Genomic DNA, 17261 nt, shown 5'->3' with positions numbered 1-17261 from the left:
AGACTCCATCAGTGGGGATGCAGAACATTCTAACGGAAGCCGCAGCGGCGCCGTCAACGCCTTTTTCCAGCAGGCCCCTGCTGCAAAAAACAACAACCACACAATTATCTGTCAAAGCACTGGCTGATTTTCCTGAGGTCTTGCTTTTTGAAAGTCGAAATTTCAGCCCTTTAGCGATTGTCAACCCGGCAAACCGCTATAAATTTGAAATTTTGTTTAAATAATAACCTTTGCATTGTTGGCAAAAATCCGTAAACTTGGCGCCCCTTCAGGGTCGAGCCTTGGTTTTAGCGGTGCGCATAGGTCCATACCAACTTGAGAACAATGTGATTTGTGCTCCGATGGCCGGAGTGACAGATTACACTTTTCGCGAGCTTTGCCGACGTTTTGGCGCAGCTTTAGCTGTGTCAGAAATGATGTCGAGCAATCCTTTGGTCTGGCAAAGCGAAAAATCGCTAAATCGGATGACACATCAGGATGAAAGTGGCATTCGCTCGATTCAGATCGCAGGTGCGGACCCGGAGCAGATGGCCGAAGCGGCCGTGTTTAATGTGGAACACGGCGCCCAGATCATCGACATCAATATGGGATGTCCGGCCAAAAAGGTGAATAAAAAACTGGCGGGCTCTGCCCTGCTGCAATACCCGGAGCTGGTTGAACAAATCGTCCGCGCTGTGGTGAATGCGGTCAAAGTACCAGTCACCTTAAAGATCCGTACCGGCTGGGATCCGGAGCACCGCAACGGGGTGCACATAGCCCGGATTGCCCAAGACAATGGCATACAGGCGCTGGCTGTGCATGGCCGCACCAAAGCCTGTATGTATAAAGGAGAGGCGGAGTACGACACGATCCGCACGATCAAACAAAATGTGTCCATTCCGGTGATCGCCAATGGCGACATCACCACAGCGGAAAAAGCCAGGTTTGTGCTGGATTACACTGGAGCCGACGCCATCATGATTGGTCGTGCGGCTCAGGGGCGTCCCTGGATTTTCCGTGAAGTGGTGCACTATCTGGCCACAGGCCAGACGTTGGCGGCTCCGGCCATCAGCGAAGTGCGGGATATCATGCTGGAGCATGTCCGCGGTTTACACCAGTTGTATGGAGAGGTGTTAGGCCCGCGTATAGCCCGCAAGCATGTGGGTTGGTACCTGGCAGAACATGACAGCGAAGGCGTGTTCCGCAGTGAGTTTAATGGCATCGAGCTGGGCCATGTCCAGCTGGATGCACTTAATGTGTATTTCGAACAACTAGCAGCAACCTAACGTAAAAGAGAATAGGCAATGTTTAATCAAAACGTGACTTCGCCATTTATCACCAATGCCCATGTACAGACTCAGGAAAAACCGCAGCCTCTGAGCAACGCGGTTCAGAAGGCAGTGGCGAACTACTTACAGCAATTAAATGGTCAGGACGTCAATGACCTGTATGAGCTGGTGTTATCTGAATTAGAAAAGCCATTGTTAGAAGAAGTGATGAAGTACACCCGCGGCAACCAGACCCGCGCCGCCAACCTGATGGGCATCAACCGCGGTACGCTGCGTAAGAAGCTGAAACAGTACGGCATGAGTTAATGCCCCTGCGGGAGAAGTCCCGCCAAAAAGCACCTTCGGGTGCTTTTTTGTTTTTTCCCGTTGTACTTGACGCTGCAGCGTCGTTGGCTGCGGATTCTCGCCCAGTCACATAGTGGAGGACTCGAATCCTTGCCGCCTTGCTGCAACGCCAAATACTTAGCGGAATCACTTTAAAGAATACGTTGAATAAATAAGGGATGTCACCAGCGATCCCAGCGACACAGCAAAGCCTTTTTCTCTATGCTTATGTCCAGGCTGTTTTGTTGTCCCAAAGCTGTGAAACACAGTAGCGCTGGTCCGAATTAACCATTACAGCGGAGAATGATCCAATGAACGCAGCTCGTCCAATCCGTCGCGCTTTATTAAGTGTGTCTGACAAAACCGGTATTGTTGAGTTTGCCAAAGCGCTGCACCAGCGCGGCGTGGAATTACTGTCCACCGGCGGCACCGCCAAACTGCTGGCCGACCAGGGCATTCCAGTGATTGAAGTATCTGACTACACAGGCCACCCGGAAATTATGGATGGCCGGGTGAAAACCCTGCATCCGAAAGTGCATGGCGGCATTTTAGGCCGTCGTGGTACCGACGAAGCCGTGATGGCACAACACCAGATCGCGCCTATCGACCTGGTGGTGGTGAACCTGTATCCCTTTGCTCAGACTGTGGCTAAACCAGGCTGCACCCTGGAAGACGCGGTAGAGAATATCGACATCGGCGGCCCGACCATGGTGCGCGCTGCCGCGAAAAACCACAAAGACGTGACCATTGTGGTGAACGCCAGCGACTACGCCAAAGTACTGGCCGAGCTGGAAGCCAACAACGGCGCCACCACGCACGCCCTGCGCTTCAGCCTGGCCATCAGCGCTTTTGAACACACAGCCCAGTACGACGGCATGATTGCCAATTACTTCGGCACCATGCTGCCAGCCTATAATGTGGCCGACGCCCAGCCAAGCCAGTTCCCACGCACCTTTAACGCGCAGTTTGTGAAAAAACAAGACCTGCGTTACGGCGAAAACAGCCACCAGGCCGCAGCCTTTTATGTAGAAAGCAACATTCAGGAAGCGTCAGTAGCCAGCGCCACTCAGTTGCAAGGCAAAGAGCTGTCGTACAACAACATTGCCGACACCGACGCAGCGCTGGAATGTGTCAAAGAATTCGCCGAACCGGCCTGCGTGATTGTCAAACACGCCAACCCTTGTGGTGTGGCCATTGGCGACAGCATTCTGGCGGCCTATGAGCGCGCTTACAAAACCGACCCGACTTCCGCTTTCGGCGGCATTATTGCCTTTAACCGTGAGCTGGACGCGACCACTGCCGAAGCCATTGTCAGCCGTCAGTTTGTTGAAGTGATTATTGCCCCCACAGCCACTGCCGAAGCGGCCGCCGTAGTGGCGAAAAAACCCAATGTGCGCCTGTTGGTTTGTGGCGAGTGGAATAGCAAAACCACGGGTTTTGATATCAAACGCGTGAACGGTGGTGTACTGGTGCAAGACCGTGACCAGAAGATGGTCAGCGCAAGCGATTTAACAGTTGTGACCAAACGTCAGCCAACGGCGGACGAGCTGCGTGATTTAATGTTCTGCTGGAAAGTGGCCAAGTACGTCAAATCCAACGCCATTGTCTACGTGAAAGACAGCATGACCATTGGCGTCGGTGCCGGCCAGATGAGCCGCGTTTACAGTGCGAAAATTGCCGGTATTAAAGCGGCTGACGAAAACCTGGAAGTGAAAGGTTCTGTGATGGCGTCTGACGCTTTCTTCCCGTTCCGCGATGGTATCGACGCCGCAGCCGCCGCTGGCATCACCGCCGTGATCCAGCCAGGTGGTTCCATGCGCGACGCTGAAGTCATTGCCGCTGCCGACGAACACGGCATGGCGATGGTATTTACCGGCGTGCGCCACTTCCGTCACTAATCCTGACGTAAAAACGAAGGGCAGAGTTAAACTCTGCCCTTTTTTATTGGCGCTCAGACCGATATCACAGCCCGGCGGCGGCCAGTAACTCAGCACAGTCAAACCGCTGCACTGCGCCCACATAAGGCCCACTGCTACCTGTATTGCCACCAATCAGATACAGGCTGTTGTTGACCCGCACCGCTGAAGCATGACGCGCCGGTACCATCGGAAGCTGCAGTTGCTGCCAGCCGGCACGGCCCGGCTGCCACAGCATCACTCTGTCCATTTGCTGGTAATCACCAAAACTCACCAAGGTGTTGTCACAACTCGCCACCGCATTGGCACTGGTAGCCTGCGGCAGGTCAGGCTCGGCGTGCCAGCTATGGTTGGAGCTGTCCAGCCGTTCCACCGTATTTAACCCAGTCTTACCGTTATAACCGCCCACCAGATAGAGCTGACCATTGAGTTCGGCCAGTTCCACATCTTTGCCAGTTGCCATCACTGGGCCGCGCCGCCAGCTGCCGCGCTTTAAATTGTAAACCGCCACTAAATCGCGGGCTGTCAGGGTGCCTTTGTGTGCATCAGAACCGCCCAACACCCAAATTTCATGGTTCAGCCGCACTGCGGCATTCATCCGGGTGGGTTCCGGCAAATTCGGCGCAAAGCTCACTTCACCACTGCGGATATTCAGCACTTCCACCCGCCGCTCCAACGACACCACGTTCTTCAGTGCAACCTCGCCGCCCAGAATATAAATGGATTCTTTGCCATCCCACACCGCTGAGAAATAACGCCGGGGCAATAGTTTACTGCTGAGCTGGCGCACCTGGCCGCTCTGGGTGTCTATTACTTCCACATCGCCAAGAAAACCACTGTCGTTGCTGCCACCCAGCACATAAATCTGGTCGCCAATGGGCACAGCGGCGTGGCCCATGCGGGCTCTGTGTAACTGGCTAAAGTGTGGGTTGGATTGCGGCGTACTGCTACAGCCCGCCAGCAGAAACAATACAAGACAAAACGCATACAGCTTTTGCATCTGGATATCCTTATCAGAGGTAAAATGTTAACAGCGCGTAACTTAGCACAAGACTCCGTCACAGCGACAGCCAATCAGCCCATGAAGCGCACCGGAATACAGCTAAAAATGAATGGGGTCAGAGTAGTACTCTGACCCCATTCATTTTGGTGGTTTAACCCATTAAACGCGCTGGAATACTCCAGGCGAGACGCACCGGCAGGCCGGGGTCGTGGTCAAACTCCAGGCAGCTTAACGAGGCCTTTTTCAGTTCAACAAAAGCCGCCGACAACCCCAGCAACTGCTGGATCAGCATAGCTAGCTCGGGCTCATGCCCCACCACCAGCAGCGCCTGCCCATCGGTCAACTGGGCTTTAATCTGTTGTGCCATCAGCTCTGCAGCAGTACCGGGCGCTAACCAGTCCTGCTCAGCGACGGCTTCGGTCAGCTCTAAATCTTTGCGCATCAGCGCCGCGGTCTGCACCGCTCTGGCATAAGGGCTGCACAAAATTTTATCCGGGATCAGCTGGTGTTTTTGCATAAAGGCCGCCACACGCCGCGCCTGCAACCGGCCTTTTTCATTCAGGCACCTATCCATATCATCCACCAGGCCCGAACGTACATCGGCCGTTGCATGCCGCATCAGATACAACACAGATTTCATCGCGCTTTCGCCTCCAGTTTTGTTGCGCGGCACTCTAACCAAGCTAAATGACAGCCGTATGACCAGCAAGGTTTCGGTTGCCTCTGCGACTTTTTGCCGCATTCCCCAACAGCGCCGTATCCGTTAGACTGCTGTCAGTTCTGACCTGCTTTCCCGGAGCCCGGCTTTTGGCATGCCAACCCCTGATCATCCGCTGATGCAACTCATCCGTTTTCGTTGGGGCCTGCTGGCACTGGAAGCAGCAGCCTTGCTGTTTGCCTGGCTGATTGACCAGCCCGTCTGGTCCTGGCCCTTATTGCTGAGCCTGGCAGTCTTGCATCTGCTCTCCAACCCTGTGCTTGACCGGCTGAGCCGACACGCCAGCTACCCGCTGCGACTGGCGGCTTTAGCGCTGCTGCTGGATATTGCCGTGATGACCTTGCAGCTGGCACAAAGCGGTGGTGCCAGCAATGGCCTGACAGCAGTGTTACTGCTGCCGGTGGCGGTCAGCGCTATGTTATTGCCGCCTCTGTCCAGCCAGTTGTTTGCCGCGCTGGCTATTTGCTGTTACAGCCTGCTGACCCAGTGGCAGCTCAGCAGCAACCCGCACGCGATGCACCACCAGAGCGAAGCCATGGCCCAGCATTTACAGCAGATGTGGTGGGGTTTTACCGTTTCGGCGCTGATCGTCAGCTGGTTTATCAGCTCGCAGACCCAACAGATCCGCCGGCAGAATAACCAGCTGGCGCAGTTACACCACCAGCAGGCGCAACACGAACAGCTGCTGGTGGTGGCCACTTATGCGGCCAATGCGGCCCACGATCTGGCCACCCCACTGCAAAACCTCACCCTGCTGGCCGACGAACTGCAGGAACACCCACTACCCACCGAGCTGAAGCAAGATATGCTGACCCAGCTGGATAAATGCAGTGCGCTGGTGCAGCAGCTGCGCCACAGTGCGCAGCAGTTACGGGATGAACAGCCGCAGGATCTTACCCAACTGCTGTCACAAAGCCTGCAGCTCTGGCTGGTCAGCCGGCCTGAGATCAGCGCCAGTTTGCGCCACCAGCACGACGGTTCCGCTCAGCCGGTCAGCGAAGCCTTAAGCATTACCGCTGCTTTGTTTAATGTGCTGGACAACGCGGCCACCGCCAGCGCCCAGTGTGACAGCAATCAGCTGGAGCTGGACCTGACCAGCCAGAACGGCACAGTACTGCTGCGCATCCGCGACTTTGGCCCCGGCCTGAGTGAACAACAACTGCAGCAACTGGGCCGGGTCGTACAACCCAGTGAACAGGGCCTGGGGCTGGGCCAGTTTCTGGCCACCGTCTCGCTGCAACGTTTAGGCGCCCAGGTGAAACGCTACAACCTGCCGGAGGGTGGCAGCTGCACAGAAATTTTTTTTGCCGGGGCGAAAACGCGATGAAACTGGTGTTAGTGGACGACGACGAAACCTTAATCCGCACCTTAAGCCGGCGGCTGGAACAGCAAGGCCATCAGGTGCAGAGCTTTAGCCAGCCACAAAGCCCGCAAGCGCTGGTGGACAGCCAGGCCGATGCGTACCTGCTGGATTTACGTTTTGGCCCACAGTCAGGGCTGGATTTTATTGCCCCGCTGCGCCAGGCCCTGCCGCACTGCCGCATTTTACTGCTGACCGGCTTTGCCAGCATTGCCACGGCGGTGCAGGCCGTAAAAGCCGGTGCCGACGACTACCTGACCAAACCTCTGGATTTTGCCTTGCTGCTGGCCGCGCTCGAAGGTGCGCCGCAGCCAGACAACAGCACCGCATTGTTATCGCCAGAGCAACTGGAGTGGGAACATATTCAGCGGGTGCTGGAGCAGCAGCAAGGCAATGTGTCGCAAACCGCGAAATTACTGAATATGCACCGCCGTACCCTGCAGCGTAAACTGCAAAAACACCGCCCCTGAATTTGCTTTACTTTTTGTGCTGAGCCGCTACAATACGCGCCGCTCTTTTGACTGTTCTTTATACAATAAGGTAATCGCTTATGCATCCGATGTTAAACATCGCCATTCGTGCTGCGCGCAGCGCGGGTAATATTATCGCCAAAGCTTATGGCGAGTTAGACCGGGTACAGACCAGCCAGAAAGGCACCAACGATTTTGTCACCAACGTTGACCAGGAAGCAGAGCACGCCATTGTGGCCGTTTTGCGCAAGTCATTCCCAGACCATAATATTATCGGCGAAGAGTTTGGCGAACACAGCAACAACAACAGCGATTACCAATGGATCATCGACCCGCTCGATGGTACCGCCAACTTTATCAAAGGCATTCCTCATTTTGCCGTTTCTATTGCGCTGCGTGTCAATGGCCGCACCGAACAAGCCGTGGTATTTGACCCGCTGCGCGGCGAAGTCTTTACCGCCAGCCGGGGTGCCGGCGCCCAATTAAACGGCCGCCGTATCCGTACCACCAACCTGCCAGACATTAACGGCGCCCTGTTAGCCACTGGCTTCCCCTTTAAACAAAAGCACCATATGGATGCTTACCTGGCCACCTTTAAAAGCTTTATCACAGACGCCGCTGACGTGCGTCGCGCCGGTTCTGCCGCGCTGGATTTAGCCTACGTGGCTGCTGGCCGTATGGATGGTTTCTGGGAAATTGGCTTAAAGCCATGGGACATTGCCGCCGGTGATTTACTGGTGCGTGAAGCCGGTGGTCTGGTCAGCGACTTTGCCGGTGGCAACAACTACCTGCGCAGCGGCAACACAGTAGCGGCCAGCCCGAAACTGCTGGGCAATATGCTGAAAACCATGCGCCCGCATTTAAGCGATTCTCTGCTGAAGTAATTCGGCGTCAGTTCGGGAGGGTTACCCCCCTACGGCCCAATGCCAGTCAGTGCAGCTGACTGGCATTGTCATTTCTAAAGATGTTTCTTTTGAGTCATCAACATGATTGCTTCGCCCTAGGCGAAATACTTTCTTTTGCTTCGCCAAAAGAAAGTATCCAAAGAAAAGGCGACCCGGTTTGGCTCGACAGCGCTTGCGCTGAACAGCTTTAGCTGGCCCGAAGGGAAGGACGCAGTCCGCATAAAGCCCGCTGAAAATTCAATGATTTGAGGCGCTGGAGTAACTCGTTCGGCAATACCATGCCTCACTCAAACACCCTCCAGTTTAAAACCTCAAATCATCGTTTTTCATCGGCTCGCCTCTACGGGAGATTGGGCGGCCGTCACTGGTGTATCTGATGCTTTGCCTTTCGGTCTTCTCTGGTTCGGAAGGGTTAAAACCCTGCCCTACGTAACGCATCGTTTAATTCTGTAGGGGCGTAGCTTGCTGCGCCCGCCCTGCAGGCCCGCCTTCGTTAAGCCCCCGGCTGATGCAAAGGCAAATCGGCGGCTACCCAGGCGCTGTAACCACCGGCCAGGCTGAGTACGTCTTTGTAGCCCATTTTTTGCAGCATATCGGCCGCTAAAGCCGAGCGAAAACCGCCACCGCAATACAACACCAGGGTTTGCTGCAGGTCCGGCACCGCTTTTTCAATATCACGTTCAAGAATGCCTTTGCCCAAATGCAAAGCGCCGGGTAAGTGCCCGGCCTGCCATTCGTGGTCTTCGCGTACATCCACCAGCACATAAGGCCGGTTAAACTGCTGCAAGTCGGTTATGCTGAGTTCAGTCACCCGGCTTTTGGCGTCATTGACCAGCGCCAGAAAACCAGCAGAATGTTGTTTACTCATCAGAAGGCCTTATCTGTTTACCCCAAAACCTTCGATTGTAACGGCGATGCCCAATTTGGCAACCGCCGCGGTTTACCTTTGAAAAGCCAAAGCCCTTAGCAGCTTTGGCCAATACGGTCACGGCCTTCGCTTTTGGCGCGGTACAGCGCGGTGTCAGCCGCTGCCAGCAACGCCTGGGCGTTGGGGTACAAGCCCCGGCTTTCCGTGGCAATGCCCTGACTGACCGACACAGTCACCTCAGCAGACAGGCCTTGTTCACTGAAATCCAGCTGCTGCACCTTACGCTGCACATTCAGCGCCACTTGCTGTGCCATCTGCGCATTGTGGTGCGGCAACAACATGGCAAATTCCTCACCACCATAGCGGGCCACCAGCCCCACGCCCGCAGGCAAGGCCAGCGAAATGGCGGCAGCTACCCGGCGCAGGCATTCGTCGCCCTGCACATGGCCGTGCTCGTCGTTAAACTGTTTAAAGAAATCCACGTCAATCACCAGCACACTGAGCGGGCTTTGTTTGCTCTGGCATTCCTGCCACTGCTGCTGCAACTGCTGGTCGAAGAAGCGACGGTTGGGCAGTGCCGTTAACGCGTCGGTGGACGCCAGCATATGCAGCTTCAGGCATTCTTCTTTGTAAAAGCTTAAATCGCGCATCAGCACCAGCCAGGTGGGTTCGGCCAGCGGCAGGCGTGACACACTGAGTTCCACGTCCTTCAGCTCGCCGTTCACTTTAATCAGGCTGACTTCCGCCAGGCCATGTTGCGGCGACGACAGCTCTTTTAACGCCGAATCGACCAGGCTTAAATACCGCGGCTGGTGGCGTTTGAGCAGAAAATCTGGCCAGCAGTGGCCCATTAACGCATCTGGCGTCGTGCCCAGGTAACGGGCGGCAAAGCGGTTAATGCCTAAAATTTTGCCTTTGGCATTCACCAGTACCGCCGCATCCACCATGGCATGCACCCACAGCAATGCAGTATTCAGCTGCTGCTGTGCCGGGTTGGCTGGCTGAGGTTGTGCTGGGCTTGGTTGCGGCGCAGGGGCTTGCTGCGATGCAGCGACTGGCGGGCTGACAGCAGCTTTGGCTGAGGCTTTGGGTTCAGCCGGTAAATCGGCCAGGCTGCCTTGCTGCGGGTGAAAGGCCAGCACATTGGTGCCTGCATCGGCGGTGGTTTTTTCCGGAAATGGAGGAAAAGTGTCTGTGGATGTTTTCATTATGTGCGCTCCCTGGGCCCTGCTGGCCTTGTGTTGATAAGCACACTATAAAAAATCCACCCCCTTTAAACCTTCTGGTTACCTTCCAGATTAAGTTACTGATTTTATTCAACTAAAACACAATCTTCTGCCAAGCTTCCGGAGTAATTTGATAGGAAAGCGGGGTTTTATTCTGACTAGTTCGCTGGAAAACAAAGCTTAATTAGTAACTGGTCAAGGAAAAGCCCCGGCTGGGGCTTTGCACCATAACAACACAGCGGCTTATGACAAAGGCGGTTCTTCGTCTTTATTAACAATTTGTGGGTCTGGGCTTAATAACAACAAGCTATTGGTTGGGTTGGTAAAGATCAGCTGAAATTTAGTAACGCCTTTCACTTGGTCTTCGTCCATTAATACCAGTTCCTGGCCATCGGCCGATACCTGCACCGCATCAATAATATGGTCATTTGGTGTTAAAAAACCTGCACCAACAAAAGCATAACCAGGTGAATTAACTAAACGGTAAGTAATGGTTTCGCCACAAGTCACAACAATACTGCCTGAGGCTACTGCGCCGTCCTGCATATAAGTGATCTGCGGTTCCTGATTGTCGTTCAGGCTAATAAGCACCTCAATAACAGGGCCCTGAATTAAGTTGGTTGGATTCATTATGTTCTCCTTGGGTTATAAAAAACTAAAGCTCGCCTAACACCAAACCTGATTGTTGGACAAGCTGCTGCACATCAGAATGCTGATCCAATTCATTCAAACATTGAAGAGCTGTGGCATATGGCTGAATAAGGTGCGGCTTCTTATCCCTTTGTTGCAGAGGAGCGAGTAATTCTTTTGCTCTGTAACAGGATTCTTGAGTTTGTTTTAATTGACGATGTTGTTTGTAATTGAATGCCACTAATAATTCAGTCTCAGCCAAAGCAAGTGCAATACCTTGATTTTTGGAATCATCAGCATAAAGCTTCCGGTACGCAGCTATAGCCTGCGACGCTAACTCAGCCCCCTTCTGCTGTACCCCCTTCGCAAAGTAGTAGTTTGCAGATTCTAGTAGTAGGCTATTTTTAAGCCTAAGGTAATGCCGCTCACTGCTGAATTCGTTTCTTTTCGCTTCAAGCTCTTCCATTAGCGTTTCAGGGGTATAACTAACTCTAGAGTCGTGCATATGCCCATTAAGCACCATTAACTTCACTTTTTGATTAAACAAATCATTTTGCCACCCCTTATTTTCAGGGTCCTGACCAAGCGCTTGCTGCAGCAACTCAAAAGCCTGATATGCCAAATCAAAGGACCTTTTAGTGAAGCCCTGATATCCGTAAATAGTCGACAATATGGCATAACTGTTAAACACTCTGTACAACAAGTAGGCATCGGAAATCGTACCTTTGTTTGGATGTTCAAATTCTGCCTGAATCTGCAAGTGCATCGATATCGCCTTATCCAAATTCCCCTGTGTCATAGCCGCACTGGCCAACCATGAACGGCTATCCGCAATATCCGCTTTTAAAGTGCTGTGGTCAGGTGATATTTGTTGGGCTTTAAGCTTTAACTCCAGTGATTTTTCAAAATAGCTTACAGCCACATCAAACTGCTGTTGTTTCATTGCCACTGAGCCTAATGAATTAGTGGCGTAAGACAGCTCCATCACCGCATCAAAATCGTTGGGTGCCAGCTGCAGCATACGAGCGCTGTAGTCGTGGTATTGCTGTAAATAAGGCAAAGCGCCAGCCCAGTCTTTATTGTCGTACGGCATTTGGCCCAACCAAAAGGCGTTGGCACCCAGGGTTTTTAGCAGCTCCAGGTTATCTGGCTGCTGTTTTAATACAGCAGTCAGTTGCTCGCGCGCCGCCAATAAAGCTGTGGTGGCTTCGTCGGTTTTGCCGCGGGAATAGGCCACTTCGCCCATGGCTTCCAGCGTCTGGCCATGCAGCAGGCGCGATTCCAGGCTTAAATACTGGCCTGAGCCGGCGCTGGTAAAGTCGGTAAAATACTGCAGCGCTTTATTGCTGATGCCGTCGAGTAAGTCCATGCGGCCTATTTGCCGCAGCTTGTCGGCAAAACCACCCACCATAAACCCCACCAGGTTTTCGGCCGCCAGCCGCTTTTGCTGGGCGTCTTTTTCGGCCTGAAAACTGCGCAGGCTCATCAGCACCGCCAGCAGAGTTAACAGCGACAACAGCAGCATCAGACCACGCCGGGCCCAGCGTTTGCTGTTGGCTTTGCTGGCGGATGCCTGAATATAACGGCGAATGTCGGGCTCCAGCAGTACCGAGCCCTGCGCCTGCACCCACTGGGCTTCCTGCAAAGGTTTGCCTTCAGCCAGCAAATAAGCGCTGTGTTGCTGCTCCTGTTGCCAACGTTTGCTTTGTTGCACCAGCCGGCTTTTTACTGCCAGCGCCTGGTAATGCGCGGTTATCCAGTCGCTGGCGCGAGGCCAGCGCCGCAGCAGCGCTTCATGGGCAATGCTGAAACTGGGGCGGGTGTCGTCCAGGTGTGACACCAGCAGGCGCTGATTAACCAGCGCCTGCACCAGCTGTTGTTGCTCGCTGTTTTGCAGTGCCGACCAGGGCGCGCTGCGGCTGGTGACCACCTGCTCGTCGTCACGTAAGGTGACCAGCAGTGACAACACAGTGGGCAAGGCGGCTTGCTGGTTGCTGCTCAATTGGCTTAACACCTGCTCGGCGGTTTGGCCTATGGCGCCTTCCATCCCGCCCAACTGTTCGTACACAGCCCATAACAGCTGGTTTTGTTCACTGCGTTTTAAGTACAACTGCTGCAGCAAATACTGCAACATCGGCAGGCCGTCCGGGTTGTCGGCGGCTTCATTGCACAGTTGTTCGTCCAGCGCAATACCGCTAACCGGGTCGGTTTGCCAGCTAAGCCCGGCCGCCAGCGCTGGCAGGCGGATCATCTGTTGTAGTTCCAGCTTACTGGGTGGCTCTAAGTCAAAATGCGCGCCGCGCTGTTTGTCGGCCATCAGCGCCGGGTAGGTGGCCAGCTGTGGGTAAAACTCGTTACGACAGGCACATAACACCAGCACAGCACCGCTTTGCGCCAGTTGGTCCAATAAGGCCACAAACTGCTGGCGCTCGTCGGGGCTGAACTGCGGTGCTGACAACAGCACTTCCAGCCGGTCAATAAAAAGCGCCAGCCGGCTTTTGTGCTGCTGGTAAGGTTTCAGCAGGGCCAGGCAACGAAACAGCACTTGCTCTGAAGAGAACGCCAGTTTTTCGGCCAGGCTGTCGGCACTTTCGCCAACAAACACAGGTTTGTCGTCCAGCTCCCAGTCCAGCATGGCGCTGGCCAGCTCAGTGAATAAACGGCCGGGGGCCACGTCGGCTAAATCCAGGCTGCTGGCCGACAACACCCGCACGCCGTGGTAACCGGTTTCCTGCTGCAAATTGGGCAGCACACCGGCCTGAATTAACGACGATTTACCGCTGCCGCTGGGCCCTAATACCAGGCAAAACGCCCGGCCTAAATTGACCTGGCGGGCAATGGCCTGCAACAAAGCGTCTATGGCTTTGCCCCGGCCAAAAAATACCTGGGCATGGCTGGCGTCAAAGGCCCGCAGGCCGGGGAAAGGCGAGCCTTGTTGCCAGGGGGTCGATTCGACCAACTGCAACTGGCCCACCGGAAAACGCACTGGTGCGACAGTGCGGTAACCGCGTTTGCGGATGGTTTCGATATAAACAGGGCTGGTGGCGCTGTCGCCCAGCGCTTTACGCAAGGCGGTAATAGTTTTGTGCAGCGGGTTGTCGCCTATCACTTCAGGCCAGCAGTGTTGGGTAATCTGGTCGGCGCTTAACACCTCTCCGGCATGACTGCACAAAAAAACCAGCACATCCATGGCCTTAGGCTCGACGGGGATTTGCTGTTTACCGAAGCGGATTGTGTTGGCTTTGGGGTCTACCTGGCAGTCACCAAAGAAAAAAGTTGTATCCATACCGTCATTATTATGGCTGTTCTGTTTTTACTATATCGGACTCGGCCGCAGAACACAGCAGCAAAAACGGTAAAGATTTGATGAATATTTCAATTTTGATTAAACAAATCGGCAAAAATGAACATTTTTGAGTAACCAGTGGATGCCAAAGCTCAATACGGGCATCAGACTCAGGCAAATCAGCAAAAGGTTACTACTGCGTTCGCCCGTTCGCGCCTCCCGCGCTCACTTTTATATTGCTCACTACGCAGTAACCAATTACTGCTTTGCTAATGGTCTTGAATGGGCGCAGCAAGCTACGCCCCTACGTCGTTGAATGCTGAGGATCGAATGCAGGCTGTAGGGGCGGGTCTTGAACGGGCGCAGCAAGCTACGCCCCTACGCCAATAGATGCAACTCAGGTGATTTCAATGCGGTGTATCGAACGCTGGCTGTAGGGGCGGGTCTTGACCCGCCCGCGCTAAGCCAAGGACGGCTGACATAAAAAATCGTCAGGAACGATTTTTAACAGTGCGAAGCACTGGCCCGAAGGGGGTCTGCCAGGGATGGCAGACATAAAAAAAGCACCTTGCGGTGCTTTTTTTCTTAAGTCGGTCGCCAGTATTAACGGGCACCCAGAACGCTGAAGCGTTTTTTGAAGCGGTCAACACGACCACCTACGTCAGCCACTTTCTGCTTACCAGTGTAGAACGGGTGGCAAGCTGAGCAAACGTCCAAGTGGATGTCTTTGCACAGAGCAGAGTGTGTTTTGAAGCTGTTACCGCAAGTACAAGTTGCAGTGATTTCTTTGTATTCCGGGTGGATACCTGGTTTCATGGCGTTACCTCGTTAGGCCGTATCGCTATCTGATCACCCATGTGTCAGACACCATACGTATTACAGTGAATTTAGGGCGCGTAGCTTAATGGATAGCTGCTGAAGTTTCAACCTAAAAAAACAACTGGGCCAGGCATTTCTTTTCGATGGCGTTCAGGCCAAGGCCTCAGTAGACTAAACACCTGTTTTTATGCGGGAAAACTGTTGTGATTGTGCTTAGGGTGGCCTTGCCGCTGCCGCTGCGTCAACATTTTGATTATCTGTTGCCTGAGTCTGAGCCGGTTTGTCCGGGCTGCCGGGTGTTGGTGCCTTTTGGCAACCGCGAGCTGATTGGCATTGTCTGGCAACTGCAGCCGGTCGATCACTACCCTGCTGAGCAGTTAAAAGCTGTGCTGAAGGTGCTGGACAACAGCCCTGTGCTGGCGCCCGATTTACGCCAGTTATTGTCGTTTGCCGCCGATTATTACCACCATCCGCAGGGCGAAGTGCTGACCAGCGCCTTGCCCGCGCTGCTGCGTGAAGGTAAAAATGCCGACCCCATCCGCACTGTGCGTTACCAGCTCACCGACGCGGGCAACGCGCTGGACGAGCAACAATTTAAACGGGCCCCGAAACGCCTGGCACTGTGGCAGCTGCTAAAAACTGCACCAGAGCAGCAAGCCCTGGCGGGCCAGTTCAGCCGCAGCGACCTGAATTACTTTTTAGAACTGCAGTATGCCCAAACCATTGAGCTGCCTTATGGGCCTTATGCACCCCAGCCGGAAGCGCAAAAAGCGTTGCCGCTGAACCCGGCGCAGGCGCTGGCGGTCAGCCGGGTGACCCAAAGCCTTGGGCAATTCGCCACCTTTTTATTGGATGGCGTCACCGGCTCGGGTAAAACTGAAGTCTACCTGCAAAGCATCAGCCCTGTGGTCGCCGCCGGCGGCCAGGTGCTGGTGCTGGTGCCGGAAATTGGCCTGACGCCACAAACCCTGGCGCGTTTTGAGCAGCGTTTTGCGGTGCCGGTCGGGGTCTGGCATTCCAATATGACTGACCTCGAGCGTTTTACCGTCTGGCAGCGTTGTCAGACCGGCGATTTGGCGATTCTGATTGGCACCCGCTCGGCATTGTTTTTGCCTTTTTTCAGGCTGCAGCTGCTGATTTTGGACGAAGAACATGATGCGTCTTTTAAGCAGCAGGATGGCTTTCGTTACCACGCCCGCGATTTAGCCATTAAACGCGCCTCATTGTTAAAGCTGCCGGTGCTGATGGGCTCGGCCACGCCCAGCCTGGAAAGCCTGGCCAATGTGCAGGCCGGCCGGTTTTTCCCATTGCCACTGCCAGAGCGCGCCACAGGCCAGGCAGTCCCCAAAGTGGAACTGGTGGACTTAAAACAGCAGGTGATGCAGGCAGGCCTGGCTGGCCTCACCCGTCAGCGTATTCAGCAATGCCTGGACAAGGGCCGTCAGGTGCTGCTGTTTTTAAACCGCCGTGGTTTTGCCCCGGCGCTGATTTGCCATGAGTGCGGCTGGCTGACCGAATGCCAGCGCTGCAGCGCCTTTATGACCTACCACAAACAAAGCCGCCAGCTGGTGTGCCACCACTGCGGCACTATCAAAGCAGTGCCACGCCAGTGCGGCAGCTGTGGCAGCACCCAGTTATCGACCGTCGGTCAGGGCACGGAGCAACTGGAAGAGCAGCTGCAGCTGCTGTTCCCAAAGGTGCCTATTACCCGGCTGGACCGGGATTCGACGCGGCGCAAAGGCAGCCTGGATCAGGCACTGCAGCAAATTCAGCAGGGTGAGCCACAGCTGATTGTCGGCACCCAGATGCTGGCCAAAGGCCACCATTTTCCCAATGTGGCACTGGCAGTCATTGTGGATGTGGACGGCGCTTTGTACAGCAGTGATTTTCGTGCCCCTGAGCAACTGGCGCAGCTGCTGACGCAGGTGGCCGGTCGCTCAGGCCGCGGCGTTGAACCCGGCACCGTGTTGCTGCAAACCCATTACCCCGGCCATACGCTGCTGCAGGACGTGATTCAAAATGGCTATGCCTCTTTTGCCCGCAGCGCCTTGCTGGAGCGACAGTCCACCCAGTTGCCACCTTATATGCATCTGGCGCTGTTTCGCACCGAAGCACTGCAGCTGGAGCTATGTCAGCAATGGCTGCAGCAACTGGCGCAGCTGCTGGCGGCATTTCCGACCGTGCAATTGCTCGGCCCTTTGGCCTGCCCTATGGAACGCAAAGCCGGTAAATACCGCTGGCAACTGCAGCTGTTCTGCAAAGACCGCAAGGTGCTGCATCAGGCCTTAGCGCAGGCTGTAGCCAGCGTGAAAGACTGGCCGCTGAGCCGCAAACTCAAATGGCAACTGGATGTGGACCCGCTGGATTTAAGCTAACCTGCAAGTTGGGGTCAGAGTAGTACTCTGACCCCAACCCTGTCTTTTTCATAAAACTTCAGTAGAATGCCTGTTTTAGCTTGTTTTAGTAGT

The 17261-nt window shown here is 54.5% G+C and carries 15 protein-coding genes; 8 read left to right on the top strand and 7 right to left on the bottom strand.

Features of this window, described 5'->3' with window-relative positions:
* Window positions 1-17 precede the first annotated feature (17 nt).
* The 4 genes from WKJ04_RS11375 to purH all read left to right on the top strand — a co-directional run bounded on the left by WKJ04_RS11375 (window position 18) and on the right by purH (window position 3490).
* The gene (locus WKJ04_RS11375) at window positions 18-224 is read left to right on the top strand and encodes a hypothetical protein (RefSeq protein ID WP_337880527.1); all 207 of its coding nucleotides are present in this window, start codon (window positions 18-20) and stop codon (window positions 222-224) included.
* 69 nt (window positions 225-293) lie between these two features.
* Complete coding sequence (gene dusB / locus WKJ04_RS11370) at window positions 294-1265, top strand: tRNA dihydrouridine synthase DusB (protein WP_337880571.1); 972 nt, start codon at window positions 294-296, stop codon at window positions 1263-1265.
* Between the two features lie 18 nt (window positions 1266-1283).
* Window positions 1284-1574, top strand: a complete 291-nt coding sequence (fis, locus tag WKJ04_RS11365; RefSeq protein WP_008897208.1) for a DNA-binding transcriptional regulator Fis — start codon at window positions 1284-1286, stop codon at window positions 1572-1574.
* A 329-nt stretch (window positions 1575-1903) separates the two neighbouring features.
* On the top strand, window positions 1904-3490 hold the full coding sequence (gene purH, locus WKJ04_RS11360) for a bifunctional phosphoribosylaminoimidazolecarboxamide formyltransferase/IMP cyclohydrolase (protein ID WP_337880526.1): 1587 nt from the start codon (window positions 1904-1906) through the stop codon (window positions 3488-3490).
* A gap of 64 nt (window positions 3491-3554) precedes the next feature.
* On the opposite strand, the gene WKJ04_RS11355 is transcribed toward purH, so the two are convergent.
* Both WKJ04_RS11355 and sixA read right to left on the bottom strand, forming a co-directional pair.
* Window positions 3555-4508, bottom strand: a complete 954-nt coding sequence (locus tag WKJ04_RS11355) for a kelch repeat-containing protein (protein ID WP_337880525.1) — start codon at window positions 4506-4508, stop codon at window positions 3555-3557.
* A 154-nt stretch (window positions 4509-4662) separates the two neighbouring features.
* On the bottom strand, window positions 4663-5151 hold the full coding sequence (sixA, locus tag WKJ04_RS11350; RefSeq protein WP_337880524.1) for a phosphohistidine phosphatase SixA: 489 nt from the start codon (window positions 5149-5151) through the stop codon (window positions 4663-4665).
* A 172-nt stretch (window positions 5152-5323) separates the two neighbouring features.
* Between sixA and WKJ04_RS11345 the strand changes: the two genes are divergently transcribed.
* The 3 genes from WKJ04_RS11345 to suhB all read left to right on the top strand — a co-directional run bounded on the left by WKJ04_RS11345 (window position 5324) and on the right by suhB (window position 7943).
* Window positions 5324-6556 (top strand): HAMP domain-containing sensor histidine kinase, encoded by a 1233-nt coding sequence (locus WKJ04_RS11345; protein WP_337880523.1) that lies wholly within the window; start codon window positions 5324-5326, stop codon window positions 6554-6556.
* Window positions 6553-7059 carry a response regulator gene (locus tag WKJ04_RS11340; RefSeq protein ID WP_337880522.1) on the top strand — a complete coding sequence of 169 codons (507 nt, stop codon included), beginning with the start codon at window positions 6553-6555 and terminating at the stop codon, window positions 7057-7059. The genes WKJ04_RS11345 and WKJ04_RS11340 overlap by 4 nt, the downstream gene beginning before the upstream one ends.
* A gap of 80 nt (window positions 7060-7139) precedes the next feature.
* On the top strand, window positions 7140-7943 hold the full coding sequence (suhB, locus tag WKJ04_RS11335; protein ID WP_337880521.1) for an inositol-1-monophosphatase: 804 nt from the start codon (window positions 7140-7142) through the stop codon (window positions 7941-7943).
* A gap of 514 nt (window positions 7944-8457) precedes the next feature.
* On the opposite strand, the gene WKJ04_RS11330 is transcribed toward suhB, so the two are convergent.
* The 5 genes from WKJ04_RS11330 to rpmE all read right to left on the bottom strand — a co-directional run bounded on the left by WKJ04_RS11330 (window position 8458) and on the right by rpmE (window position 14790).
* Window positions 8458-8832: a rhodanese-like domain-containing protein gene (locus tag WKJ04_RS11330; RefSeq protein WP_337880520.1), complete on the bottom strand. Its 375-nt coding sequence runs from the start codon at window positions 8830-8832 to the stop codon at window positions 8458-8460.
* Between the two features lie 95 nt (window positions 8833-8927).
* Window positions 8928-10040: a diguanylate cyclase gene (locus tag WKJ04_RS11325; RefSeq protein WP_337880519.1), complete on the bottom strand. Its 1113-nt coding sequence runs from the start codon at window positions 10038-10040 to the stop codon at window positions 8928-8930.
* A gap of 261 nt (window positions 10041-10301) precedes the next feature.
* Window positions 10302-10688, bottom strand: coding sequence for a DP-EP family protein (locus tag WKJ04_RS11320; RefSeq protein WP_337880518.1), 387 nt, complete (start codon window positions 10686-10688; stop codon window positions 10302-10304).
* Window positions 10689-10713: 25 nt separating this feature from the next.
* Window positions 10714-13974, bottom strand: coding sequence for a winged helix-turn-helix domain-containing protein (locus WKJ04_RS11315; RefSeq protein ID WP_337880517.1), 3261 nt, complete (start codon window positions 13972-13974; stop codon window positions 10714-10716).
* A 603-nt stretch (window positions 13975-14577) separates the two neighbouring features.
* Window positions 14578-14790: a 50S ribosomal protein L31 gene (rpmE, locus tag WKJ04_RS11310; RefSeq protein WP_337842260.1), complete on the bottom strand. Its 213-nt coding sequence runs from the start codon at window positions 14788-14790 to the stop codon at window positions 14578-14580.
* A gap of 206 nt (window positions 14791-14996) precedes the next feature.
* Between rpmE and priA the strand changes: the two genes are divergently transcribed.
* Window positions 14997-17168, top strand: a complete 2172-nt coding sequence (gene priA / locus WKJ04_RS11305) for a primosomal protein N' (RefSeq protein ID WP_337880516.1) — start codon at window positions 14997-14999, stop codon at window positions 17166-17168.
* The last annotated feature ends 93 nt before the right edge of the window (window positions 17169-17261 follow it).

The sequence above is a fragment of the Rheinheimera sp. genome (genome assembly GCF_037442345.1).
Taxonomy (GTDB): Bacteria; Pseudomonadota; Gammaproteobacteria; order Enterobacterales; family Alteromonadaceae; genus Pararheinheimera.
The sequence above is the reverse complement of the archived record's forward strand: the minus strand, read 5'-3'. Positions and strand labels throughout refer to the sequence as shown.